This window comes from Alicyclobacillus kakegawensis NBRC 103104 (assembly GCF_001552655.1).
In the GTDB taxonomy this organism is placed as follows: domain Bacteria; phylum Bacillota; class Bacilli; order Alicyclobacillales; family Alicyclobacillaceae; genus Alicyclobacillus_G; species Alicyclobacillus_G kakegawensis.
In genome coordinates, this window is sequence record NZ_BCRP01000001.1 from 22,978 (window position 1) to 49,184 (window position 26,207).

Annotated in this window: 18 protein-coding genes; 1 reads left to right on the forward strand and 17 read right to left on the reverse strand. The window is 57.8% G+C overall.

Annotation, left to right across the window (positions count from 1 at the left end; all coding sequences use genetic code 11):
• Positions 1-6: 6 nt before the first annotated feature.
• The 7 genes from AK2_RS00105 to AK2_RS00135 all read right to left on the reverse strand — a co-directional run bounded on the left by AK2_RS00105 (position 7) and on the right by AK2_RS00135 (position 8,647).
• Entirely contained in the window at positions 7-945 is a 939-nt protein-coding gene (locus AK2_RS00105) for an ABC transporter permease (RefSeq protein WP_169794700.1), read from the reverse strand.
• 51 nt (positions 946-996) lie between these two features.
• A complete protein-coding gene (locus AK2_RS00110; RefSeq protein ID WP_245632690.1) occupies positions 997-1,983 on the reverse strand; it encodes an ABC transporter permease in 987 nt (328 codons plus the stop codon).
• Between the two features lie 92 nt (positions 1,984-2,075).
• On the reverse strand, positions 2,076-3,785 hold the full coding sequence (locus AK2_RS00115; protein ID WP_169794701.1) for an ABC transporter substrate-binding protein: 1,710 nt from the start codon (positions 3,783-3,785) through the stop codon (positions 2,076-2,078).
• A gap of 64 nt (positions 3,786-3,849) precedes the next feature.
• A complete protein-coding gene (locus tag AK2_RS00120) occupies positions 3,850-5,130 on the reverse strand; it encodes a family 4 glycosyl hydrolase (RefSeq protein ID WP_067929964.1) in 1,281 nt (426 codons plus the stop codon).
• A gap of 35 nt (positions 5,131-5,165) precedes the next feature.
• Positions 5,166-6,359, reverse strand: a complete 1,194-nt coding sequence (locus AK2_RS00125) for an ROK family transcriptional regulator (RefSeq protein ID WP_067929966.1) — start codon at positions 6,357-6,359, stop codon at positions 5,166-5,168.
• 668 nt (positions 6,360-7,027) lie between these two features.
• Positions 7,028-7,150, reverse strand: coding sequence for a hypothetical protein (locus tag AK2_RS17580; RefSeq protein WP_281180603.1), 123 nt, complete (start codon positions 7,148-7,150; stop codon positions 7,028-7,030).
• A 123-nt stretch (positions 7,151-7,273) separates the two neighbouring features.
• Positions 7,274-8,647: an amino acid permease gene (locus AK2_RS00135; RefSeq protein ID WP_067929970.1), complete on the reverse strand. Its 1,374-nt coding sequence runs from the start codon at positions 8,645-8,647 to the stop codon at positions 7,274-7,276.
• Positions 8,648-8,909: 262 nt separating this feature from the next.
• On the opposite strand from AK2_RS00135, the gene AK2_RS00140 reads away from it, so the two are divergent.
• Positions 8,910-10,583: an ABC transporter substrate-binding protein gene (locus tag AK2_RS00140; RefSeq protein WP_067929972.1), complete on the forward strand. Its 1,674-nt coding sequence runs from the start codon at positions 8,910-8,912 to the stop codon at positions 10,581-10,583.
• 204 nt (positions 10,584-10,787) lie between these two features.
• Here AK2_RS00140 and AK2_RS00145 read toward each other — a convergent pair whose 3' ends face one another.
• From AK2_RS00145 to groL, 10 genes are all read right to left on the reverse strand, one after another.
• Positions 10,788-12,152: a dihydrolipoamide acetyltransferase family protein gene (locus AK2_RS00145; RefSeq protein ID WP_067929974.1), complete on the reverse strand. Its 1,365-nt coding sequence runs from the start codon at positions 12,150-12,152 to the stop codon at positions 10,788-10,790.
• Positions 12,153-12,216: 64 nt separating this feature from the next.
• Positions 12,217-13,257, reverse strand: a complete 1,041-nt coding sequence (locus AK2_RS00150) for an alpha-ketoacid dehydrogenase subunit beta (RefSeq protein ID WP_067929976.1) — start codon at positions 13,255-13,257, stop codon at positions 12,217-12,219.
• A 32-nt stretch (positions 13,258-13,289) separates the two neighbouring features.
• The gene (locus AK2_RS00155) at positions 13,290-14,276 is read right to left on the reverse strand and encodes a thiamine pyrophosphate-dependent dehydrogenase E1 component subunit alpha (RefSeq protein WP_439645072.1); all 987 of its coding nucleotides are present in this window, start codon (positions 14,274-14,276) and stop codon (positions 13,290-13,292) included.
• A 251-nt stretch (positions 14,277-14,527) separates the two neighbouring features.
• Positions 14,528-16,399: a sigma-54-dependent Fis family transcriptional regulator gene (locus AK2_RS00160; RefSeq protein ID WP_067929980.1), complete on the reverse strand. Its 1,872-nt coding sequence runs from the start codon at positions 16,397-16,399 to the stop codon at positions 14,528-14,530.
• A 303-nt stretch (positions 16,400-16,702) separates the two neighbouring features.
• The gene (locus AK2_RS00165; RefSeq protein WP_067929982.1) at positions 16,703-18,004 is read right to left on the reverse strand and encodes an Nramp family divalent metal transporter; all 1,302 of its coding nucleotides are present in this window, start codon (positions 18,002-18,004) and stop codon (positions 16,703-16,705) included.
• Between the two features lie 322 nt (positions 18,005-18,326).
• Positions 18,327-20,747 carry a transglutaminase-like domain-containing protein gene (locus tag AK2_RS00170; protein ID WP_067929984.1) on the reverse strand — a complete coding sequence of 807 codons (2,421 nt, stop codon included), beginning with the start codon at positions 20,745-20,747 and terminating at the stop codon, positions 18,327-18,329.
• Positions 20,731-21,966, reverse strand: a complete 1,236-nt coding sequence (locus AK2_RS00175; protein ID WP_067929986.1) for a DUF58 domain-containing protein — start codon at positions 21,964-21,966, stop codon at positions 20,731-20,733. The genes AK2_RS00170 and AK2_RS00175 overlap by 17 nt, the downstream gene beginning before the upstream one ends.
• Entirely contained in the window at positions 21,963-22,949 is a 987-nt protein-coding gene (locus AK2_RS00180) for an AAA family ATPase (protein ID WP_083520679.1), read from the reverse strand. Before AK2_RS00180 ends, AK2_RS00175 begins: the two co-directional genes overlap by 4 nt.
• 105 nt (positions 22,950-23,054) lie before the next feature.
• Positions 23,055-24,341 carry a murein hydrolase activator EnvC family protein gene (locus tag AK2_RS00185; protein ID WP_067929988.1) on the reverse strand — a complete coding sequence of 429 codons (1,287 nt, stop codon included), beginning with the start codon at positions 24,339-24,341 and terminating at the stop codon, positions 23,055-23,057.
• A 211-nt stretch (positions 24,342-24,552) separates the two neighbouring features.
• Complete coding sequence (gene groL / locus AK2_RS00190; RefSeq protein WP_067929989.1) at positions 24,553-26,175, reverse strand: chaperonin GroEL; 1,623 nt, start codon at positions 26,173-26,175, stop codon at positions 24,553-24,555.
• Between the last annotated feature and the right edge of the window lie 32 nt (positions 26,176-26,207).

Consider the following 26,207-nt stretch of genomic DNA (forward strand, 5'->3'; position numbering starts at 1 on the left):
TGAGCGTCAACTCCTTTGTAAGCGTCGCCGCCTGCGTGACTGTGAACGGAGCTTCGGATTGGTGAGTTCATCCACCGCGTAGTTGAGCAGGGCCAGCCCCGCCCCGAACAGCGCGATTGCCAGTCCCGGCGGGACGAACCACCACCACGCGCCGCTGAGCAACGCACCCTCTGTGTCCGCCCAGTACAGCATCGTTCCCCAGTTCACCGCCTTCAGATCCCCAAGACCCAGAAACTGCAACCCCGATTCGGTCAGCACGGCGTAGATAATGCTAAACAGTAGATTCGCGAAGATAAGAGAGAACATGTTCGGCATGATTTCCCGAAACACGATGCTGAACATCGACTCCCCGCCCATCTTCGCCGACTCGACATACGGGAGACTGCGCATCGCCATGATCTGCGCGCGCAGCACCCGCGCCCCCCACGCCCAACCCGTCAGAATGATGACCATGACCATCGTGAAGTCCCCGGACTTCGGCAGTACGGCCGCCAGTACGATGACCAGCGGGAGCCCGGGGATGATCAAAAACACATTCGTGACGAGCTGCAAGACCTCATCCATGAGCCCACCCACATAACCCGACACCATGCCAACCAGCATTGACAACACGGTCGTTCCAGCTCCAGCGATAATCGCCACCGACAGCGTCTCACGCGTCCCGAACACAAACTGGCTGAACACGTCTTGGCCGAGCGACGTGGTCCCGAGTGGATGCGCGCCGCTTGGCGCCTGTAATGGCAAAAATGATGTGGCATTCGGACTCAAGTGCGTCAACAGCGGAGCGATGATAGCGAGAACGATGAACAGCGTAATCAGGCTGGCACCCACTACCGCCTTTTTGTTCTGAAAGAAACGTCTGACCGTGCCAAGTAAGGGATTCTTACGCCTCCCCTGCGTGCGCGTACTCACATTGGTAAGGACCGGTGATGCTTCCGGCTGCACGTTAGCCCCCTCCTGCACTGTAAGTTCCGTTTGCATGCGGATCCCCTCAGTCTATTGCGCACGTCTGGCCCGCGGATCCAGTCTCACGTACACCAGATCGGCCAGGAAGTTGGCAACCAGTACCCCAATCGCGATCAACAACAGCGCCCCCTGCATCATCGGGTAATCCTCGTTGCCTACCGCCTGGAACAGCTCATATCCGAGCCCCGGATAGGAAAACACGATTTCGGTCAGAAGCGCGCCGCTCAAGATGAACCCTAGCGATAGCGCAAAGCTCGTGATATTGGGCAAGATAGCGTTACGTGCCGCGTATCTCAGCATCACGCGCGTATTGGCTAAGCCCTTGGCCTTGGCGACCTTCACATATTCTTCGGACAGCGTCGTGATCATGTTGTTGCGCATGCCGAGCAGCCAGCCGCCGATGGACGTGACGACGATGGTGAGGGCCGGTAAGATGGCGTGATACAGAATGTCAGGCAAATTGGCCCAACTCCATCCCATGACGGTGTCGCTGTAGGCATGGCCGATGGGAAACCACCGCAGCCGAAAGGCGAGAAAGTACAGGGCGACGAGGGCAAGCCAAAAGTAGGGAAACGCGCCTAACAGCGTGAACACCGTCGGTGCGACCGAATCGAGCACGGAGCCTCTGCGCCAAGCCGACACGATGCCGAGGAGTGTGCCGATGACAAAGCTGATAACGGTTGACGTGCCGAGCAGAAACAGCGTCCACGGCAGGGATTGCATCAGCACCTGTGTCACGGTCTCAGGGTAAAGACCAAACGAGTACCCAAGGTTCCCGTGAAATACCTGACCGATATACTGAAAGTACTGGGTCAAGATGCTCGTATGCTGGTCAAGGCCGAACAGTTGCGCGTACGAGGACAGGGCGTGCGGATTGATCTGGCCTTTAAACTTCGCAACTAGCACGAGCATGGGGTTGCCCGGCATCATGCGCGGCAGAGCGAAGTTGAGTGTGATAGCAGCCCACAACGCCACGACGTAAAACACTATTTTTCGAACTAGGTATTTCAATGTCACTCACAGTCCTTCGAAATGAAGTGAAATCAGGAATTGCCATCACGTCTACCAGCAAGGCGCTAGGAGAAAAGCTCGCTCCTGCACGCTTCTCGTCACTTCTGATATACCTGTGAGAAGATGTACATTTGATCAATGGGACCAGCAAAAGTCGCGTACGGATTTTGCGCTGAAGGCCAACCGACCAGATTGGTGGTGTTGTACTCATCCCATGCCACGCCGTTGAGCAGCGGGATAACCGGCAGGTTAGTCGCGAAAATGTTCTCGAGTTTGTGCATGATCGCCTTCTGCTGAGCAGTCGAGAAGGTGAGAGGATACTCGTTCAAGAGTTGATCCGTCGTCTTGTCGCTCCAACGCTCGGTGTTGCTCATGGCTTGTTTGCCTATCGGAGCCGTGTACTTACTGTTCAGTAATTGGTTATACCCGATGTATGCCGGGCCCTGGTTCACCCAACCAAAGGTCAATTGGAAGTTGCCGTTTGCCATGAGGCTGTAGAGGGTGGAGGCGGACAGCGTTTTTACCTGCGTGTCGATACCAATCGCCCGCAGATTGCCCGCGATGACGCCAGCATCCGCAATCCAGTCTGTTACTCCAGATGCGACATCAATGGTCAACGAGACTGTATGTCCCTTTGGATCAACCAACTTCCCGGCCTGATTCCAAGTGAACCCTGCCTGCTTTAAAATAGTCTTCGCCTTTTGGGGATTGTACGTCAGCGGATGCTTGTCCAGAATGGACTTATCCAGGTATTGCTGACTGGCCAGGTTATTCGGAAGCGCAACACTGTTACTTACCGGCTCATAACCGAACTCCCCAAGCCGTGCCACCTGTGAACGATTAATCGCAGCACTCAATGCCTGCCGGAAGGCAGTCAGATTAGTGGGATAAGCGGCATCGTTGGTCTCCAGCACGACCGAACCGATGGGCGAGAACCAGTCGTGGTAGTTAGCACTGTGGCTTAACAAGGTGGACTGTATACTCGTGATAAACTGAGCGCCCGCGTCGAATTTGCCCTGCGCCATGGCCATCGCTGCCGTGTTGTTGTCCAGGTACAGTGGAATGCGTACCTGCTGCACGTATGGCTCCGGCGCGTTCCAGTAATGTGGATTACGCTTGAATGTGATCAGCGACGACGTCACCGACTGTACCAAAAATGGGCCTGTCGTGACAGGATTGCTGTCCTTGAATGTGACAGGGTTTTGCTTCGCCCAGATGTGCTCGGGCAAGATAGGCGTATCGTCGCCAATGTAATACCAGGCCGTGTTATTGACCGCCTTTAGGTTGATGATAACCTTGTACGGGCCTTTCGCCTTCACCGACTGGATCATCCCGCTGAGATTGTTCACGTCAATGCTGTGATGGCTGACGAGCATGTTCAGCGTGTACACGACGTCTTTCGAAGTAAACGGTACACCGTCAGACCACTTGACACCGGAACGCAGCGTCACCGTGATGGACTTATGATCTTTTGAATAGGAGAACGACGTCCCGAGTTTCGGAATTGTCTGCCCAGTGCTTTGATTGTAATAGAACAGCGGCTCATACACCCACATTATGCCACCCGACACAGGATTGGCAGGCGACCATGGGTTAAAATCATCGACAAAAGGACCGTTGGGGGCCCACACAAATGTAAGAGTCCCTCCTATCCGCCGAGATTGATCCGATGTAGAAGTCCCATTTGCCTGTTGAGATTGATTCGAAACCGGATTCATGCCACACCCGATGCTAGAAACGGCAAAAACAGAACTTACTGCCATTGTCGCGAGTTTCGCAGCCACGCGCTTGCTATCCTTCGTCTTCACTTGAAAATCCCCCTGAATTCGTAATCCACTCTTTCGACCGCATCTGTCGCACAATACCCAGGCATCAAGAAAAACGCGGCAAATAGTCTTTGTGGACGGAAAGCAGCTCATCGAGCGTCTTCTCCGCGGCATCCATACTGTCTACCACCGGATCAACCAAGAGCGCTTGCAGGGCTGCCTGGCGGTCACCCTTCACAGCAGCTTCCACTGCCAATCGCTGCACTGAGACCTGCATTTCGCAAAGCGCGGCGATGCCCGCCGGCAGACGGCCCATGGTAAGTCCCTGAATCCCAAAACCGCTTACGAGGGCTGGCACTTCTACCACTGCATCCCGCGGTAGGTTCTCGATACAGCCGTTGTTCGGGATATTCACCGCATGCACGTACTCGTTACGATTCTCCACGATGGCGCGGATAATGGTAAATGCCACCTCCCCAGACGGTTTCGTCAACAGATCCCCCAAATCCCCTTCGCCTCTAGCCAGGGACTTCAGTCGCGTCCATAGCTGTTCGCGGTAGTCAGCCGCCCATTTAAAGTCATAACCATGCAAACCTGTTTTCTCGTAGGCATACGATAGGTACTCACCGATGTGATCATCGCTCGGCGCTGGCCAATAACCGAAACGGCGGAACATCGCCCGGGTCAAGGGATCATGAGATTCTCCCAATTCAGCCTCCGCTTTGCGCAGGGCCGGGTACAGATCTTCACCTGTGTTCTTGTCGCGAATGTCGAGCAGCCACAACAGGTGATTGACCCCTGCCGCTTTGACGTCGATGTCTTCACTCTTTCTACCTAACAACTCCGCTACCCGGTCACGCCCCATGTACACACCATGGCAAAGACCTACAGCTTTAATGCTTGTATACTTACTGACCGCCATGATGATACGACTCTCAGGATTCGAGAAATTGATCAGAAGCGCGTTCGGGCACAGCCGCTCCATATCCGCGCAAATGTCTAAAATCAGCGGTATGTTACGCAACGCATGCGATAGGCCGCCAGGGCCTCCATTTTCGCCGAGCACTTGCCGAATGCCGTACTTGCGTGGAATTTCCCAATCTTTTTTCCAGAGTTCATCCCGTTTTACGGCGATCGAGATGATGACAAAGTCCGCCTCCGGCAGCGCCTCCTCTCGATTCGTCGTTGAGGAGATCTTGAGACCCGTTCCCGCTTCCTCATTCATCCGCTTTGCGAGTCTCGTCACGATGTCCAGGTTTTCCTCGTTCAAATCAACGAGGACCAGTTCGCTGTCTTTCAACTCTTTCATTTGAATGGCGTCCCGCAGCGAACCCGGTCCAAAGGAAACGCTTCCAGCACCGATAATCACGATTTTTGAAGGCCTCATATCGCTTCACTCCTTAGCGAATTCGAATTGGTGTCCTACAATAATTTCAGATACTCGCTCTCCATAAACACGGTTCCCGCCGCGCCGACGGCACCTGCATCCTCGCCCAAACTGGCCAAGACGATTGGACACTCTATCGGCGACATTCTCGCCACCCCTTTGCGGAGCCTATCCATCAACATATCTTTTGCACCAGCAACCCCACCTCCAATAATCACAACATCCGGATCGAGCAGTACTAAGACATTGCTCAGCGCCGCAGCCAGATACTCCGAAACCGTGTCAATGACGCGAACCGCCAGCTCATCCCCTGATCCCGCCGCCGCGAAGACATGCTCCGAAGTGACTGGTGAAAACGCCTGCAATACAGAGGACGGATACTCTCCAAGCAACTTCCGGGCCATGTTGGCAATCCCAACGCCAGAAGCGAACGTCTCGAGAGAGCCATACTCGAGAAAGCGCACCTCTCTTTCCGATGAGTTGTCGAATATTTGAAAGTACCCAATTTCCCCTGCATACCCTCTGCTCCCTCGATACAGCTGATTGGCGATAATGATACCTGCGCCGATGCCCGTACCGATTGTGATCATGATGGCGTTCGACGCATCCTTGGCGGCGCCACGCCATCTTTCACCAATCACGGCCATATTGGCATCGTTTTCAATAAGGATGGGATTGGGGAGAATACCTGCAACCACATTCCTGACATCGAGTTCATCAATGGCGAGTCCAGGTGCATTGGTCAAAAGTCCCGTGTGCGGATCTACAAATCCTGGAACACCAATCCCCGTGCCTAGAATTCTGTCTGCGGGGATCTGTGTTTCCGAGACAAATGCGGTAGCTTCCGAAGCTATGTACTCCACGGCCGCCACACCACGATATAAGGTCGATATCTTCTTCTTAGCCACGATGTCGCCGGCCAGATTTACTAACGAAAAAATAGTTTTTGTCCCCCCCACATCGATCCCGAGGGCGAACCTCGAATCTGGGACAAACTGTAGATGAATCGGACGCCTCCCTCCATGCGCGGTCGATTCACCGGTTCCAGCTTCCCGTATCATCCCTTCCGCCAGCAGCTCATCGACGATAATCGATACGACGGAACGGCTCATATTCAATTTCTGTGCGAGATCCGCTCGTGAGATAGGAGAATTCTCCCTGATCAATTGCAAAATGGCGGAACGGTTAAATTTTCTTATGTCAGATAAAGTGCCCTTCTTCAGGTCCACAACTATAACTCCTCGTTTGTTTGAACTAAGTTCGAACTAACTATAGCTGAATGATAGACGGTACATGATTCTTTGTCAACTCCAAATTTAAACTAACAATATTTATTGATATAGCGCATAAGTGCATACATATCTACCGATATCGCGCCACCAAAAAAAGAAAGAGACACCCATAAATGGATGCCTCTTTCTTATATATGTTAGCACACAACAGGAATCGTTGTCGCTGCTCCGCACACGGATAAGTATGAGTTTTACCACCACCAGGCCCACGGACCGAGCGCAGCGAGTGCGAGAAATGGGAAGAATAGAAATGGAAACCAGGCCTCTTGAACGTCCTCCATGGACTGAGACATGTTCTGTAGTATACCCGTGTCTTCCGTATTGACGCTTGTGGCAGCCGCGAGGCGGGTCGTTCCGCCACCCACCGGACGTACATAAATGCCATCATGGGTCACGGAATGGAGAATTCCATGGTGAGTTGCGCCGTCTTTCGTCCGGAAGACGACATGCTGTCCAATAAACCGCATGCAATGGGCACGTGTAATCACAATTTCCCTCCCCCTTCATTGATAAACAGGCGCCCGTTAAGGTCTGTCCATCAACTCGTGTACTTTATGCGTAATCAGTTGGTCAGATTGGACATATGGATTGGCGCGGTTTTTCAATTAGCACACGGAAGTCGTTGTTGCTCCTCCATACCCGTATCCGGGAACGAACAAGAAGAACAGAACGAAGATAATCAGGAACACCACGGCCCAACGGGTATAGACGCCAAAGACCCCGTACATTCAACTCCCCCCCTCCGTCGGTCGATACATTTAATGTTTTGGGGATCATCATGTTAAAGGATATCTGTCCTAGAAAATCGGCCCTTTTTCACACCCTTACCCCATCGTTCCACACGGGAGAGATTAGTTACGCTGGCGTATGAACCACGGTTTCAGCGCGTACAGGACCAGCAGCACCGCAACACTGACCAAGCTGAGGACGAGCTGCGATCGATCCGTTGGGTGAAAGGCCATCGACACCATCACCACCACCATGCCCAGTATGCAGACGTAAGTCAGGTACGGATACGCCCACATGCGGACCCGCAACTGCTCCGCCGCCTCTTGCTCCAACTGCCGGCGCATGCGAAGTTCCGACACGGCAATCAACAGGTAGATGAACAATCCGACCGCGCCGGACGAGTTGAGCAGAAACATAAAAACGTGTTGTGGCGAGACGTAGTCCATGATGACAGACAGGTAACCGACCACCGTGCAAGTCAAGATGGCCCGCATCGGCACGCCGCGGCGATTGAGTCTAAGCAGGCCTCGCGGCGCGTTACCCTGGTGTGCCAGGGCAAACAGCATCCGGGACGCCGTGTACAGACCTGAATTCAGGCAGGATAAGACAGCCGTCACCACGACCAGGTTCATGATGGTCGTCGCTCCCGGAATACCAAGCACATTTAACGCACTGACGTACGGGTTCATCATCGCTTTCGAATCGTTCCACGGCAGGATTGTAACGACGAGGAAGATGGACAGGACGTAAAACACGAGCACACGCCAGATTACCGAGTTCGTGGCTCTCGCGACTGCCCGGCTTGGCTCGGCCGATTCAGCCGCCGCGATAGTGACAATCTCAGACCCAAAGAAGGAGAAGATGAGCGTCGTCACACTCGCAAACAACGCGAGCACCCCGAACGGCGCGACCCCCCCGTGCGCCGTGAGATTTGAGAAATTCAGCCTGGCATGCGGCCACAGTCCGAGCACATACAGCGAACCCAGGATGATAAACACGGTGATGGCCCCGACCTTGATGGAAGCAAACCAGTATTCAAATTCGCCGTACGCACGGACCGAGAAGACGTTCGTCGCCGTCAACAACACCAGCAGAATGAGTGACAGCAACCACAGTGGCACTTGCGGGAGCAGCCAGTTGTGCAACGTCAGCGCACCAGCAGTGGCCTCCACCGCCACGACTATTACCCAAAAGTACCAGTATAACCAACCTATCAGAAAACCGGCCCAATCTCCGATTGCGATCCGTCCGTACTCCGCAAACGATCCCACGGACGGATGCGCCACTGCCATCTCCCCCAGCATGCGCATGATCAGGATGACCAAAACGCCGGCAAGCGCATAGGAGAAAACAGCAGCCGGCCCAGTCGATTGGATGACAGCCCCACTGCCGACAAACAACCCCGCGCCGATGACGCCGCCCAGCGAGATCATGGTCATATGACGCATTCGCAACGCTTTGTGCAAGGATTCCTGCTGTGTTTTCTGCTCCTGCATTGAGATTTCCTCCGGTGATTAAGGTGAAAAGCGCCCGACGCAGACAAACGGCCCCTCCGCCCGTCCAGGCATATCATGGTCATTGCGAGGGGCATCAATACACTCACGCGTCACACTCACGCGTCGGCCCGCAGGTGCCCGTTCGCATGTACCCTGCCCAACCGGAGGAACTGTATCCGAGCATTATTTCTGGGTCTACCATATACCACTAAACCCCGTGTTATACTGTGACATAAATCCATAAGAATAAGAGGTGCAACCTGTGAGCACGCTGAAGAAGACCGCTGTTCTCCTCCTATCGATACCAACTTTGGCAGCCGCCCTGACAGGGTGCGGAGCCACATCGCAACCCATATCCACCCATTCGACTTCGACAGGCAATCATCCCACCGAAGGCGGCGCGATTGAGATTGACAGCACCGCCGCCCCGCATCAATTGGATCCAGCCAAAGCGTTTGACGGGGTCTCGGAAGAGGTCGTTTTGGAACTGTACGACCAGCTGGTGACATACAAGGGCTCGACATCTACCATTGTGCCATCCGTGGCGGAGCGATGGACCGTTAGCCCAGACGGAAAGACCTATACATTTTATCTTCGCAAGGGCATCCGCTTCTGGAACGGAGACAAACTCACAGCGCAATCATTCATTGATGAGTTTGAGCGTGTCCTAAATCCGAAAGTGAATTCTCCTGTGGAAGGTTTTATCGATCCGATTGTTGTCGGATCCTCCGCGTATCACAAGGGAAAAGCAAAGACGGTTAAGGGCCTGGAGGCTCCGGATCCGTACACCTTGGTGATTCACCTGACCCAGCCGGAACCGTTCTTCCTGCAAATCCTGGCCATGCCCACATTTTCCGCCGTGGACAGTAAGTACATTCAATCTGTAGGCGAGAATGCGTTCGATTCCACGTCGCCAATGGGAACCGGCCCGTTTAAGCTACGTCAAATCTCGTCCAACCAAGTGGTGCTGACGAAGAACCGAAATTATTGGAAGAAAGACCAGTACGGGAACCGCCTGCCGTATCTCGATAAGGTGACAATCAATGTGAACCCGAACGCTCAACTGGATGCCATTAATTTCCAAAATGGCACGACCGCACTGATGGGGCAACTGACGGACGGGATCCCTTCCTCGTCTTACGCAAGCTTCATGAGCAATCCCAAATTGCGGAAAGATATCGTCCGGACGGTCCGCAATGCAACCTTTTACCTAGGGTTGAACACCCACATGGCACCATTGAACAACGTGAAGGTGCGCCAGGCCATTGAGTACGCAATTAACAAGAAGAAGATTGTCCAACTCATTGGAGGACGGGGGCTAATCGCCAACCAACCGCTCCCCCCAGGCATCCAAGGATACCTGCAACATCTGCCGTCGGAAGTAAACTATACATACGACCCGCCCAAGGCAAAGCAATTACTGAAGGAAGCGGGATACCCGAAAGGGGTTACCATCACCCTGTACACGTACGAAGACCCAGACATGGTGAAGATCCTGCAAAGCATCCAATATGACCTGTCCCGGGTAGGCATCCGATCCAAAGTCAAGTCCTTGGCCCTCGGAGCTTACATGGACTTGAACACGAACGGCAAGACGCAAGCGTTCCTGACCGACTGGGGACAGGACTATCCAGACCCGTCGGACTTCCTGAACTCTCTGTTCAACACGAACCAGCAGCCACAGAACAACTCGACGCTCTACTCCAATGCGTCAGTAGATCAGTGGCTGAACAAAGCGCAGACCGACACGAATACGTCGGAGCGCATGGAGCTATACAAGAAGGTCACTATTCAGGTCATGAAAGATGCACCCATCGTCCCTCTGTATTACTCGGTCCGGACAGATGCCGTGCAGCCTTGGGTGCACGGCTACTATGTGAGTCCATCCTTACGGGATCCTTTGCAGTATCTTTGGGTTGATTCAAAGCACAAGTAAAACTTCGTCAGACCCATGGAGTCATATTGTGTTGACAGCCACCAAACGCCGTCGAATCCAGCTGAAACATACGCTGGATTCGGATGCCGGTGGTGGCTGTACAACTGTTTGTTGTGGGCAAGTGACCGGGGTCTCTCGCTTCCTACTTGCCCCAATCAACTCCACGCAGGTCTCTGCAGCCGACTCCAACCAGCCGATGCACCGTTATACAAGCATTCTTATCGGATCTTCCAAGTATTTCTTCACACTCCTGAGAAACCCAGACGCCGGTGCACCGTCCAACGCACGATGGTCAAACGTGAAACTCAGTGGCAGCAAGGCACGCGGCTGCCATTCACCACTGACATACTTGGCGCTGTCCTGCACCGCGCCGACACCAAGGATGCCAATCTCTGGCGGATTGAGGATTGGCGTGAAGAATTCGACGCCATACCCGCCGAGATTCGTGACGGTGAATGTCGATCCCCCCGTTTCCGCGGACTCAAGCTTGCCGGAGCGGGCCCGGCGGCTGACGGACTTGATGGCCTTGGCCAACTGGATGAACGACATCTTGCCAGCGTCACGAACCACGGGCACCAACAGGCCAGCATCGAGCGCCACTGCGACGCCGAGGTGGACAACTGGATATGGATGAATCCCTTCTTCCGTGATGTGGCCGTTGACGGCGGGATGATCCATCAACGCCAGCACCGCAGCGCGCGCGACGAGATCGGTCAGTGTACACTTCACGTCATACCTATCGCGCACCCAATCCGCGTGCTTATTCAACAGAGCAACCGCGTCCGTCACATCTGCGGTCATTGTAATGGTCAACTGTGCTGACTGGTGCAAGCTCTGCATCATTCGCGTGGCGATGGCACGACGCATGGCCGTCATCGGAAGCACAGCGGACTTCGCTTCCGCGCGTGGAGCAGGTGGGTGCCCCACCGCGTCGCCGTCGATACCCAACCCGATTGCCGTTTTCGTATCAACAAAACGTTCTTGAGCGACACGTTCGTGTGGCGATCCGCCCGTCCCCAATACCGCTGCAGCCGATGAACGGCCTTTGTCCTTATTGGCTGCCGCTCGTTCGACGTCCTCCTTCGTAATCCGTCCACCAGGTCCGGTTCCCGCAACCTGGCGGATGTCAACACCCAAGTCCCGCGCCAGCTTCCGTGCCGCCGGTGAGGCCTTCCGGGGCTGATTGACAGGGTGTGAAGGGCTTGGATCCTCTGCGAAGTGGAGATCCCTCATATCCGCCCTCAAGACTGAGACGGCTGACCCTGAACCTGCCGAAGACGCCATGCCGGTGGCACCTCGAGCATCGCCCGCCCCGACTGCTACACGCTCTCTGACTTGACCGACGTACCCAATCACCGTACCGCAGGGGACGACGCCTTCATCCGGGACCAAGATGTCCAGCAGCACGCCGTCTTCCGGTGCTTCCACCTCATATTCAATCTTTTCCGACCGGATTTCGACCAAGCATTCTCCCTTTTGCACAGGATCGCCGACTTGCTTTCGCCACGCGACCACGGTCCCTTCTTCCATTCCCATGCCCAATTTGGGCATGATGACTTCTACGGACACCCTGCATCCCTCCTTCCGAAACCTGTTGAGACGGCGAGGCGCTCAATGACCGACCCTTGAACCCTCACGACACTGCCGCAGCGATGGAACTGTCCCCAAGGAGCTCGGCGACGGTCTGGATAACCTTTGTCGGCGTCGGCAGGTACAAGTCTTCGAGAATAGGCGAGAAGGGTACCGGTGTATGGGGACCGGTAAGCCGCTTGATGGGAGCGTCTAGGCTGTCAAACCCTTTATCGGCGACCAGCGCTGCGATATCCGCCGCCACGCCGCAGCGAGCGGTGGCTTCATCAATCACAACGAGGCGGTTCGTCTTGGCGACGGACGCGAGGATGGTGTCCTCGTCGAGCGGGGATAGGCTGCGCGGATCGACGACTTCCACGTCGATGCCCTGCGCGGCCAAGGTGTCTGCGGCGGCCAAGGCGGTGTGCACCTGTTTGCCAATGGCGACGATGGTCAGGTCCCGCCCTTCGCGTTTGACGTCCGCCTTGCCGAGTGGAATCCGGTAGTCCCCTTCCGGCACTTCCCCCTTGACGTTGTAGAGGGTCTTGTCCTCGAAGAACACGACCGGATCGTTGTCGGCGATGGACGTGAGCAAGAGCCCCTTGGCGTCGGCGGGCGTCGATGGCACCACCACCTTGAGGCCTGGAATGTGCGTGAACAGTGCGTATAGACTCTGCGAGTGCTGGGCGGCCGCGCGGAATCCGGCGCCGTGCATGGTGCGGATGGTCAACGGCACTTCGGCTTTGCCGCCGAACATGTAGCGGAGCTTGGCCGCCTGGTTCATCAACTGATCCAGGCAGCTGCCGATGAAGTCGTTGAACATCAGCTCAGCCACCGGCCGAAGTCCCGTCGCAGCCGCCCCCACCGCAGCGCCGATGTATCCCGCCTCACTGATGGGCGTATCCAGTACCCTGTCTCGGCCGAACCGCTGCACCAGTCCCTTGGTCACCCCGAGGACTCCTCCCCACGCCTCGTTATCCTGCAGGTGATCCACCTGGGCTCCGCCCGCCACATCTTCTCCCATGAGAATCACGTTTTCATCCGCCGCCATGGCGATGGTCAGCGCTTCGTTGACGGCTTCGGAAAAACTGATGGATCGCGCCATAGGAATCCCTCCATCCTTCAATCAATCATCAATCAATATGAGACATAGACGTCGTCGAACAGATCTGCTGGCGACGGGAGCGGGCTCTCTTCCGCGAACTGAATCGCCTGCTCGACGGCCGCGCGGGCCTCTTCTTCGATGCGAGACAAGTCCTCCCCGGTCGCAATCCCACCGTCCAGCAGGTAGCTACGAAAGCGCACAATGGCATCCAGTTCTTCCAGGTGGCGCTTGCGCTCCTCCTTGGCTTTGTACGTCTGGGCATCGCCCTCGAAGTGGCCGTAGTTCCGGTAGGTGATGCACTCAATGAGCGTCGGGCCCTCGCCACTTCTCGCCCGTCGCACCGCCTCTTCCGCCGCCTGATAGACCGCGACGACGTCCTTGCCGTCGACGACCAGGCCCGGAATGGCATACGCCGCCGCTCTGTCTGCGATGCGTTGGCAACTGGATGCGTACGTGAAGGGGGTGGCTTCGGCGTACCCGTTGTTCTCTGCCACAAAGATGACGGGAAGTTTCCAGATGGCCGCCAGGTTCAATCCCTCGTGGAAGGTACCTTGGTTGTTGGCCCCGTCCCCGAAAAAGCAGACGGCGACCTGGTTGGTCCCCCTGCGCTTGGCGGTCAATGCCGCCCCGCAGGCAAGCGGAAACCCACCGCCGACGATGCCGTTTGCCCCTAACATCCCTTTGGTCAGATCGGCAATGTGCATCGATCCGCCCTTGCCCTTGCACAACCCGGTGGCCTTGCCGTAGATCTCGGCCATCATGCCATCGAGATTGCACCCTTTGGCGATGCAGTGACCATGTCCCCGGTGCGTGCTTGTGATGCTGTCCGCCTCCGACAGGTGCGCGCAGACGCCAACCGCGACCGCCTCCTCGCCGGCATACAGATGAACAAAGCCGGGCAGTTTGCCTTTGGCGAACAGGTCGTGCACCGCATCCTCGAACCGGCGAATCTCGACCATCTTGCGATACATCCAGAGTGCCTTTTCGTGCGTCAGCACGGGTTTCGCCGTTTGCACCATACTCATAGTTCCTTCTCCTCCTTGGTGATGTCCGATTGGCTGGTCATTCACCGTGATGCACCGCCTTGCTGAAAGCGCTTCCCATCCTGCTGCCTTATTTATTCAGCAAAGTTTATGCCAATGCCGAGTGAAGCCGACTTCCCGCTCCACAAAGGCCACAACGAGTGCCGCCGAGTCTGTACCGACAGAAAAAACGAGACAAGATGAGACGTCCGTCCCACTTTGTCTCGTTTTGTCTCATTCCATCTCAATCATAGGCCAAACTTCCGCATCCTGCGATAAAACGTGCTGCGTGGCATGTTCAACAGCCATGCGGCCTTGGTGACATTGCCTCCCGACTGCTCGAGGGCGCGCATCATGGCCGTTTTCTGGACGCGCTGACGGTACGACAGCCCTTCTTCCTCTCGCTCTACGATTGGCTTGCGATCCGCCCGTACGATGCCGTCCTGCCCCACGTCTCGGAGGAATGGAGGCAAATGAGCAACATGGGGAACTCCGGATCCAGCCCGGATGCGAATTTGTTCCAGGACGTTCAACAACTCCCGGACGTTTCCCGGCCAATCGTACGCTGTCAATCGCTGCAGGATTTCCTCCGGCATCTTGACCGACCAGTCGTGGCGCCTGCAGTAGTACCGGACCAGCTGAGGAATGTCTTCCTTTCGGTCCCGCAGGGGTGGAACGGTCAGGGGGTACACGCAGATGCGGTAATAGAGGTCCTCGCGGAACCGGCCCGCCTTGACCAGGTCCCAGAGGTTCCGATTGCTCGCGCTGACCACCCGGAAGTCGACGCGCTCTGGCTTGGTCCCGCCTATCGGTGTGACCTCCCGTTCCTGCAACGCCCGCAGCAGGGCCACCTGCAGGGTATGGGGCATTGCCTCCACCTCATCGAGGAACAGCGTTCCCCCGTGCGCCTGCGCCAGTTTGCCCTTGTAACCCCCTTTGCGCGCTCCAGTGAACGCCCCCTCCACGTAACCGAACAGTTCACTCTCAATCAGGTTGTCCGGCACAGCCCCGCAGTTCACTGCGACAAACGGCCCCCGGCGCCGCTGACTGTTGTCATGGATGGCTCGGGCGATAAGCTCCTTCCCCGTACCACTCTCCCCCGAGATGTAGACGGGCGCATCCGTCTCGGCCACCCGGCGAACATCAAGAAGGACTGCGGCAAACGCTTCACTCTTTCCCGTCTCGCCTGCAAAGCGGAATTCATCCCGGGAAAAGGCCCGCCGACTGGCCTCTGCGTTCGGTAAAACGCTTACACGGTAACCGATAGGGTTTTCCCCATTCGCTCTTCCTGAAGCGTATATGGGTTCGCTGTGCCGAACGACAAAGCCTTCATTCAACAATTCATCCAGAGGAACGCGGAACCAGTGCCAACCGATGACCTCCAGGTCTGGACTCATGTGCACAATGCGCCGGCGCGCATCCGTCACCACCGTTCGCGTGACCGCGGATTTCACCAGCAGTCGGCGGGATTTCTCAAGGAGTTCGGAGAGAATCTCCTGTTCCCGCACTCGCCACTCCTGTTCAATGGCGTATGCGGTGAGCGTCACCTGAGCGAGGGTGTCCAGCTTAGCGCTCTCGGCCGATCCGGATACGTCGATGACACCCAACAGCTGCCCGTCCGTATCGTGAATCGGAGCGGCCGTGCAACTCCAGTCCTGCGACGCCACGGCATAATGTTCGGGACCCACCAGTATTATCGGGTGCCCGACGATGAGCGCCGTGCCAATGGCGTTCGTGCCCACTTCGCTCTCCGTCCAGCGCACTCCTTCGACGAAATTGATCTCACGCGCCTTTGCCAGAATGCCTCCGTCTCCCACCACCGATAACACGTATCCATCCGCATCAATCAACAGGACCATCACATCGGCACCACGGAGGGTCCCATAAAGCGACCGGAGATGCGGGGCGGCCACGCTCTGCAACGCGGCGGCCTGCTGTTTCCTTTTAAGCAGCGCCTCCCCCGTCAAGATTTTCCGCCCTCGCCCGTCGTATGGGTTCACCCCACTCTGCCGACACCTCATCCAAGACTCCGCGATGCTCTTGCTGACCCGGTATGAATCCAATACACCTTCTTCGACAAATCGCCTCCAGATGCGCTTCGACAAGAATGGGCCGCTCACACTTCATCCCCACCCTCGTGTTTCAGACGTCCCCTGCTCAACGAGACACGAAGGATAAAGTCACACCCAGAAGTTTGCTCATGATCATAACTATTCGGTAAAAACCACGTGCATCCTCCACGGCGTCCAATAAGAAATCGCCTGTGCCAAGGATGCTGGTTCAAAAACTGCTTTCCTCGTTCTTCAGTCTCAACCATGCAGCAAACACGCAGCATAGTACGAAGGAACCACCTCCCACAATAAATCCAAGGGAAGGATCCGAATGCTTAATTTTAGAGACAACATCCCTGAATGATCTCCGCATCAGAACGGTAACGAGCCGCCAAATGACAGGTACAGAAGCAGAACATTTAGAGTCAGAATGACGATGGCGCAGAGTGTTGCGGTGAGGGTTACAATTCGCTTGTTGACGAGAACCCCCATGATATCGCGTCGTCTTGTGAAATAAATCAGAGAAATGATTGGCATTGGTAACACCAAGCTTAGAACGACTTGGCTGATGACCAGCGTCTGGGTGGGGTCAATGCCGAGTGCAACGATGATCACTGTCGGTACCATCGTCAGCACGCGCCTGAGCCACAACGGGATGGTGAAGCCGACAAAGCCTTGCATGATAACCTGCCCTGCCATCGTGCCAACTGCTGAACTGGAGATACCGGAAGCCAAAAGCGAAATCAGAAACACGGCCGCGGAAGCTGGACCAAGGAGCGGAGTCAGAGTTTGATAAGCGGAAGGTATATCCGCAATTTGGGTTTGACCTGAGCCATGAAATGCGGAAGCAGCCATGAACATCATGGACAGGTTAATCAGCCCCGCAAGACTCATTGCAATCACGACTTCTTTTGTGTGGAATCGGAAGATGCTGCGTTTTTCTGCGTCATTTCGGGGGACCACGCGGCTTTGCGTCAGGCTTGAATGCAAATAAACCGCATGCGGCATGACGGTTGCACCAATGACACCTACACACAACAAAACTGCGTCACTGTTTCCCAGCCAGGGAACAACGCTGTGATACACAATTTGGCTGAATTGCGGTTTCGCGAGTACCGTTTCAACGACATAGCAGGCGGCAATAACCGATACAAAGGCTGCGATGAACTTCTCTAACGGTCGAAAACCCAAACGCTCAAGAGCGAGCAGGAGATAAGTTGTCAACCCTGTCAGGAACGTTGCGACCAGCATGGGAATGTGAAACAACAGATTTAATCCGAGGGTTGCGCCGAGGAATTCGGCAATATCCGTTGCCATCGCAGCTGCTTCAGAGAATATCCACATAGTGTAAGACAACCATCTGGGACAATAAGCGCGGCACATTTCCGGAAGGTTCTTGCCCGTCGCAATCCCCAACTTGGCGGACATGTTCTGGATTAACATCGCCATCAAGTTCGCTAAGACCACAATCCACAGCAGCTTGTATCCGAATTCGGAGCCACTTTGAATGTTAGTTGCGTAATTCCCTGGGTCCATATACGCGATTGAAGCGATGAATGCGGGGCCAAGGAATGGCAACAGGGCACGGAATCCCTTTCTCTGCTGAGAGATTGACGCACGTGCGGCCATGAGGGCTTTACTCTGCTTCCGCAACTGTAACGACGGTGTACTCACCGTTGACACCACCTTTCGTGATATTGCATGTTTCCCCTTCTAGAAAAAAGTTTCTTCAGAGCAACAATTTTAGCCAAAGGAAACTTCGACGTCGTTATTATACACCCGCACGGGACTAAAGTTGCATGTGACTAAAAAAATTTCTTCTAAGAAATACTTTTGGTTAGGGGAAACATTTGCGCAGACCTCTTGCCGCACCTGGGGTACTCGGCCACTCTATACCGCGGATTCGTAGTTAGAATGGCGGAGGAGATAAAACCACTGGAAAGATACAATCGTATCCTGCACATTTCCGTTTGCAGCATGAGGCCTTGGCCCCGTGCTACCGCTTTTCTACTTTCCCGCCGGCGATGCCGCGGGGGCGAAGCAAGGCGAAACCGGGAATCCTGAGGCGGAAAAGCCGCCGGCGCCGCCGCGCTCTCTGCCGGTAGCTGGCTGTCAACCAACGCTGCCAAATCTGCCGCGCGGCCGCTAGCTCCTCCGCTGTCGGGGTAATGCCGCCGTACCAATAAGCCTCGGCCAGGCGCAGCAGGAGGTGGCTGTCTTCGCTCGGGATCTGGCAGCGCTCAGCCTCATCCGCCAGGTCGCGCAAAGTGCGCTGGTGCCACCCGCTCACGCGGCCGCTCTCCGCCGGGTGCACAGACAAAGAGCGAATCAAGACACGCATCGCCGGGGTAAAGCCGGCCAAGGGCGCCGACTTGGGCCAACGCCACAACCGCCATGCCAGCAGCAAACGCCGATGCAGGACGACCATCAGCGCGACGACGAGAGCTGCCAGGCCCATCAGCACGTCGTTGGCCCACCACGGCCAGGTCAGCGACAAGCCGCCTCCGCCACTCCCAGCCGTTTGCGGGGTATCGGCCTGCGCCGGCGCGGTGGGCTGCTTCGGGGCCGGCACCGGCAATTGGGGACTGGTCTGGCCACTGGTCTTCGCCGGCGTGACCTTCGGCGGAGCAAACGGCATTGTGAAACCGGGCGTCGGATCAAACGGGATCCACCCGGCTCGCGGGAAATACACCTCCACCCAGGAGTGCGCGTCGTCGTTGCGGACGATGTAGCGCTCATCCTTGCCCGTGTAGGAGGTATCGAGGTCGCCGCTGGCAAACCCGGTGACAAACCGCGTCGGGATGCCGATGGTGCGCAGCATCACGGCCAAGGCGGAGGCAAAGTTGTTGCAATAGCCACGGTGCGTGTCGAAAAGGAACTGATCCACGTAGTCGGTGTGCGGCCCGGGCACGGGAATGTCGTCCGTTTGGTAGACGTAGTTGTCCTGCAGGTAGCTGATAATCCGCTCAACCAATTGATACTCGCGCGTCTCGCCGTGGACCACCGCCCGCGTCAGCTGTGCCACGCGCGGCGGCAGGTCCCGTGGGATCTGCAGGCCCTCCACGCGCACCGACGTCGGCCACATCTGCACACGTTGACTCACATCCCTGGGCAACGGCGGCAATTTTTTCAGCGCCGCCGTGGGATCCACCAATTCCAGGCTGATCACACGATACGTGTTCCCTTTGTGGTCCCAGGGGCCCAGCACCGTCCCGTCGTCCGCATCGGCCGCCTCAAACGCGGCCCGTTCGCCCCGGCTGCCCGAATTCACCCGCACTGTCTGATACGCGCCGAACACCACCCCCGCGTGAAACGTTCCGGACAGAATGTGCACCGTCTGCTGCACAGAACGGTCAGGAAGCGAATGGGAGAACGACGCGTCCGGCTGCAAAGGCACGCCCCCGTCCTCATCAAGCGGTTGCAAGGAATTCTCCCCCTTCTCCCATCCCTTCCCTGTATACACGTACAGCACCTGGCCGCGCAGGTAGGACGGATAGGGAGCGACAACGGAGAGCACAGGGTCGTCGTTCAACACGAACGATCCGCCCAGGTGCGAGCTGTCAGTCTGATACCCGATGACCTTGGGCGTGTCCCCTCCCGCTCCCTGCCCGCTGGGTTTGATGCGCTGAAACGGGTTGGCCCAAGCGGCGTCCGGTTTCGGCAACACCAGCGCCACCAGGGTCACGACCGCCGTCACCACGGCAAGCGGCACCATCCCCCCAAGGCCCCTCGCGGGCCTGTCCGACCGCCGGAGCCATGGCTGAGCCGAAGATTGGGCAGACGCTGAGCGCCCTGGGATGTCATGCGACCTGGAAAGGTGTTGTCGGCCAGCGCGGACCGGGGGATGACCCGTAGGGGGGCGGATTAACGAAGGCACAGTGCCTAAGCCGCCCACGAACAGCGCCAGCACGCAGAGCGCGACCAGGGCGCCGTCCGGGTGAACGCTCGTGTTGCCGTCAATCACGGCCAGTACGCACACACCGAGCGCGTTGTACAGCCACCACAGGCGCGGGCGCTTGGCCGCGTAAGCGACGAGCCAGTAGAGAATGGCCAGCGTCCACAGGAAGGCGTGGGTGACGAGCGGATCGGCCGCGGGTCGACCGGCCAGCCGGGCGCGCAGCTGCACCAGGTCGGCGTGCAGCAGCCACGCCATGCCGGCCGTCAGTGTGTGTGCGGGGCTGAAATAGTGGACCATGTACCAGGTCGACGCCAACAGAGCCGTCAACGGGCGAATGGTCTTCCACGGCAGGCATTGGGCAAGAACCAGGGCGGCCAGGATCGGGTACAGCGTGGGCTGTCCCTGCAACAGGTGCAGCTGTGTAAACGGCGGCAGGAATAGCTCCAACCAGACCCCGGCCGCCACTGCCCGCAGGATATGAAGGCCATCCGCCATCACCCGTTCAAACGCCGTGCGCACGCCCCACACCTCCCCGCCCCAACCGCTCCAAGGCGTCCGGCGACGCCAACAGGTGCACGCTCACCCCGGCTTGCCGCAGCAGACGCAGTGCGCGCTGGAAGGATGCATCCAGCGTCGGCTGGGCGAGCGGGACAAACCACTCTACCGACACCCGGCCGACCAGCTCGCCCGCGGCCACTGCCGACTCGGGGTCCAAGGCTGGGGAGATGACCACCATCGCAGTGCCGGTCAGCGAGGTACGACCGATATGACGCAAGCCCTGGGCGAACGGAGTGTCTCCGCCCGGGTTGGCGCGCGCCAAGGCATCCAGGCAATGCCGGTAGTGCGCTTCATCCAGACCCTTGCTGCTGGTGTCCAGGCTGGCGCCGCAGAGAACCCAGGCAAACGAGCGCCGCATGTCGTAGGTGTGTTTAACAAGGGAGGCGGCGATTGTCATCGCCAACTCGAACTGGAGGGAAGCGGCGTCCGGGTAGCTGCCCCGGGTTGCGTCGATGCAAAACAGGATCTCGTCGCTGACGTGCCGCTCGAACTCCTTGGCCTGCAGGATGCCACGCCGAGCGCTGGCACGCCAGTGAATGCGGCTGAAGCGGTCTCCCGGCGTATAGTCGCGCACCCCCAACACGGTGGTGGAGTCTTCACTGCGCTGCCGCGTGGCCTCGCGCAGGCCCAGCGTCTCCGGCCGCAGGGATTGCCAGCCGCGGACGGGAACTGCCTTTGGATAGACCACGACCTCCGTCTGACCGGCCAGCAAGCGGTGCCTGTGCACGAGGCCAAACAGGTCCACCGAACGGACGACAGCCGGGCCGATGATATAACAGCCGCGCGTGAGCCCAGACACTTCATAGCGGAAGGTGAAACGTCGCGTCCACAACGGCACAAAGCGGCGCTCGGCGCCGGCGGCAGACCACCAGCGGCCAGGAAGCTGGTCGGCCACCGCCAGCCAGACGAACGGCCAGGCGGGGCTTCCGGTTTGCACAGTCAGCTCGACGGACAGCGTCTGGCCGGCAGCGAGACGAGTTGCGTGCACCCGGCGGGACACCGACAACCCGCGCAGCGACAGCCCCCAGGTCCCCAACTCGTACAGGGCGAGCAAGATGCACACATAGAGCAGGAACCACGGGAAAAACCCACCCTGCACGCGGGCAAACACAAACAGGCCGACCAAAGCCGCCAGGGCAGAGCCACCCACCGCTGCGTGCCGCCAGGGGATGCGAATCATCGCCAGGTTGCCCCTTTCGGCATCGGCACAGGTACGCTGTCCACCAGATCCAGGATGAGAGGTTGCGCCTGCACTCCCGACAACCGTGCGTCCGGGGTCAGCAGGATGCGGTGCTCCAACACGTATGGCGCCAGGTAGCGGATGTCGTCCGGCACCACAAACGTGCGCCCGGACAGCAGCGCCAGCGCCTGCGCTGCCTTGAAGAGGGCCAGGCTGGCGCGCGGGCTGGCACCCAGGTAGACGCTGTCGTGGGCGCGCGTGGCCTGGACGATGCGGACCAGGTACTCCCGTAATGCCGTCTCCACGTACACGTCCGCGCGCTGCCGCCGCCACTCCAAGACATCGTCCGGCCCAGCGATGGGCTCCAACTGGTCAATGGGGTTTTGCTTCTGTTGGCGATCCAGAATCGCCATCTCGTCGGCCAGGCTCGGATACCCCATGGACAGCTTCAGCAGAAACCGATCCAGTTGAGCTTCGGGCAGGGGAAACGTGCCTTCGAAGTCAATCGGGTTTTCCGTGGCCAGGACGAAAAACGGCTGCGGCAGTTCATGCCGCTGCCCGTCCGCCGACACCCCCTGCTCCTCCATCGCCTCCAACAGCGCCGATTGAGTCTTCGGGGAAGTGCGGTTGATCTCGTCCGCCAAGACCACCTGACCAAAGATGGGGCCGGGACGAAATTCGAACTCTTGCGTTTTTTGGTTGTAAATGGAGGTCCCAGTGACATCGGAAGGCAGCAGATCGGGGGTGAACTGGATCCTCCGAAATTCGCAGCCGAGGGTGCGGGCGACCGCCCGCACCAAGACGGTCTTCCCGACACCTGGGACGTCTTCTATCAGGCAATGGCCCCCCGCCAAGAGCGAGACAAGCACCAGGCGGACGACCTCTTCTTTTCCCACAACAGCTTTGGAGATGTTTTCGTATAAGGGTAGAAAGACCGGGTTCCATTCGAACGTATCGGTGGTCTGGGCGTACGGTTTCGCCAAGTGTGTCCCTCCATCCCCATATTCCTAGCATCAGGATACTATATGTGGATATGAATGGACAGATGGCACAAGACGGCCCCGGTTGGCGCCCAGACGTCTTCCGAATCACGGGTGCACGTAGTTCAGCGGATTGGTCGGGACGGGCAAGCCGTTGCTGCCGACCAGATTCGTGGCCACCTCGAAGTGCAGGTGCGGGCCGGTGGATTCGCCCTCGTCGCCGATGCTCGCAATCTGCTGGCCAGCGTGCACCGTCTGCCCAGGCGACACAAGAATCGACGAAGCCGTCATGTGGCCGTAGATCTCGTACAGATTGGGCGCCGACTGGACCACCACCCAGTTGCCGTATCCGCTCGCCGGACCCGCGTAACACACAGTGCCGCCGGTGGCCGCGACAATCGGCGCGCCGTACGCACCAGGGATGTCGATTCCCGGGTGAAATTCCTGTTGTCCGTTCAGCGTGCGATAGCCGTAACCGGAGCTGATGCTGTGACAACTGGGCACAGGCCAAACCCAGCCGGAGGCCTGCGGAGCGGACGTCGCAGGCGCGGATGTGGAAGAATGGCCGGATGCGCCCGTCGGCGCCATCTGGGTGGTCGGCGGGGTGGACGACCGCGATGCCGCCTGTTCCTGCGCCTTCCGCTCTGCCTCCTCCTTCCGCTTTTGTTCCGCCTCCATCTTCTCAATCGTGGCAGTGATGACGGCCAGCGCCGACTGCTCGTCCTCTAGGTCTTTCTGCGCCGACACTTTGGAAGTGTGTACCTGCTGGAGGAGCTTTTGCTCCTGCGCCTCCTTGGCCTTCTGCTCCTGCTGTTTTTCCAGCAAGGCTTTGTAGACTCGCTGCTGCGCTGATTGCTGCGCGCGCAGGTCTTCATTCTGGGACTTCAGTTCTTCTTGCCGGTCTTGAATTTGCGCCATCATCCGCTGGTTTTCCTCCGCAATCCCGGAGAGCAACTGGAGACGGCTGATGAGTTCGGAGAAGCTGGTGGATTGAAACAGCACGCTCAAATAACTGGTGTGGTCGGTCTCGTACATCACCTGTACGCGTTCTTTCAGCTGCTGGTATTGTTGTTTCAACTGCTTCTTGGTTTCGCCGATTTGACTCTGAAGCTCTTCTATCTGCTGATTCCGCTCCGCAAGGTCCTGCTGGAGACCCGCGATGTTCTGATGGAGTGAAGACAGCTGCTGCTCCACCTGGGCCAATTGCGCCCGAATGGCTCGCTCCTTGGCCGACAGCTTGGCAATCCTGGCCTTTGTATCCTGCTGTTTCTGGCTTAATCCGGCCGCTTTTTCCTTGGCGGCGGACAGGTCATCCGCTTGCACCACAGCCGGCCCGAGCAAAGCCGTCGTAAGGGCAGCCGCGGCCCACATCGACAGGTATCTGCTGGGCGCCATCGCCGCGTTCCCACCCTTCAGTCTAACTTGCCAGCGGACTGGCTGACGTTCCAATGACTTGGATCGACACGCCTGTCTTTAGTTCGACGTGAATGGGTGGAATCCTGCCCGGTTCAAAAGGAAAAGCGCCCAAGCGCGGACAAACCTCCACGCTTGGGCGCTTCGCCGGGGCGGCGGGCGCCGCCCTGGAAAACCTCGGTGGACCCGAGGATTACATCATGCCGTCCATGCCACCCATACCGGCCGCCGGGTTGGCCTTCTCCTTCTCCGGCTTGTCGGCAACCACCGCTTCGGTGGTCAGGAACATGGCTGCCACGCTGGCCGCGTTCTGCAAGGCAGAGCGCGTGACCTTGGCCGGATCGACAATGCCAGCCTGAATCATGTCGACCCACTCGCCGGTGGCGGCGTTGTAGCCAACACCAACCGATTCCTTCTTCAGACGCTCGACGACAACGGAGCCCTCGATACCCGCGTTCTCGGCAATCTGCCGGACCGGAGCTTCCAGCGCCTTACGGACCAAGTTGACGCCGGTCAGCTCGTCGCCCTCAGCCTGCACGTTCTCCAACGCCTTGATGGCGTTGACCAGAGCCGTGCCACCGCCCGGGACAATGCCTTCCTCGACCGCCGCGCGGGTCGCGTTCAGGGCGTCCTCGATGCGCAGTTTCTTCTCCTTCAGCTCGGTCTCGGTAGCCGCGCCGACCTTGATGACCGCCACGCCACCGGCCAGCTTGGCCAAGCGCTCCTGCAGCTTCTCACGGTCGAAGTCGGACGTGGTCTCCTCAATCTGGTTCTTGATCTGCTGGATGCGCGCCTCGATTTCCTTCTTCTCGCCCGCTCCGTCGACGATGATGGTGTTCTCCTTGCTGACGCGCACCTGGCGAGCGCGGCCAAGTTGATCAATCGTGGTGTTCTTCAGCTCAAGGCCAAGCTCCTCGGAGATCACCTGGCCGCCAGTCAGGGTGGCAATATCGCCAAGCATCGCTTTGCGGCGATCACCAAAGCCCGGTGCCTTGACCGCCACCGCGGTGAAGGTGCCACGCAGACGGTTGACGACCAGGGTCGCCAGTGCCTCGCCCTCGACATCCTCCGCCACAATCAGGAGCGGACGGCTGGACTGGACGACGCGCTCCAGAACCGGCAGGATCTCCTGGATGTTGCCGATCTTCTTGTCGGTGATGAGGATGTACGGGTCTTCCAGAACGGCTTCCATCTTGTCCGTATCCGTGACCATGTACGGGGAAATGTAGCCACGGTCAAACTGCATGCCTTCGACGACTTCCAGTTCAGTGGTGAAGCCCTTCGACTCTTCGACCGTGACGACGCCGTCGTTGCCGACCTTCTCCATGGCGTCCGCGATCAACGCGCCAATCTCCTCGTCGCCAGCGGAAATGGCGGCCACCTGAGCGGTGTTCTCGCGGCCTTCGACCTTCTTGGAGATGCGGCGGATTTCCTCGACGGCAGCGTTGACCGCCTTCTCAATGCCCTTGCGCAAGACCATCGGGTTGGCTCCCGCCGCCACGTTCTTCAGGCCTTCGCGCACCATCGCCTGCGCCAAGACGGTGGCCGTGGTGGTGCCGTCACCCGCAACGTCGTTGGTCTTGGTCGCGACCTCCTTCACCAACTGGGCACCCATGTTCTCATATGGATCTTCCAGCTCAATCTCCTTGGCGATGGTCACACCGTCATTGGTGATGAGCGGCGATCCGAACTTTTTCTCAAGCACCACATTGCGGCCCTTCGGACCGAGCGTGACTTTCACGGTATCCGCCAACACGTCGACACCGCGCAGCATGGCGCGACGGGCTTCTTCACTGAACTTGAGCTCCTTAGCCATTCGGAAACCCCTCCTGTTTGCCTATGTAGGTG

Bases quoted from the DNA above. Each gene is read 5' to 3' on its own strand.
- AK2_RS00120 (WP_067929964.1), bottom strand. From the start codon at position 5,130: ATGAGGCCTTCAAAAATCGTGATTATCGGTGCTGGAAGCGTTTCCTTT.
- AK2_RS17580 (WP_281180603.1), bottom strand. From the start codon at position 7,150: ATGTACGGGGTCTTTGGCGTCTATACCCGTTGGGCCGTGGTGTTCCTG.
- AK2_RS00135 (WP_067929970.1), bottom strand. From the start codon at position 8,647: ATGCAGGAGCAGAAAACACAGCAGGAATCCTTGCACAAAGCGTTGCGA.
- AK2_RS00150 (WP_067929976.1), bottom strand. From the start codon at position 13,257: ATGGCGCGATCCATCAGTTTTTCCGAAGCCGTCAACGAAGCGCTGACC.
- AK2_RS00155 (WP_439645072.1), bottom strand. From the start codon at position 14,276: ATGGTGCAAACGGCGAAACCCGTGCTGACGCACGAAAAGGCACTCTGG.
- AK2_RS00175 (WP_067929986.1), bottom strand. From the start codon at position 21,966: ATGATTCGCATCCCCTGGCGGCACGCAGCGGTGGGTGGCTCTGCCCTG.
- AK2_RS00185 (WP_067929988.1), bottom strand. From the start codon at position 24,341: ATGGCGCCCAGCAGATACCTGTCGATGTGGGCCGCGGCTGCCCTTACG.
- groL (WP_067929989.1), bottom strand. From the start codon at position 26,175: ATGGCTAAGGAGCTCAAGTTCAGTGAAGAAGCCCGTCGCGCCATGCTG.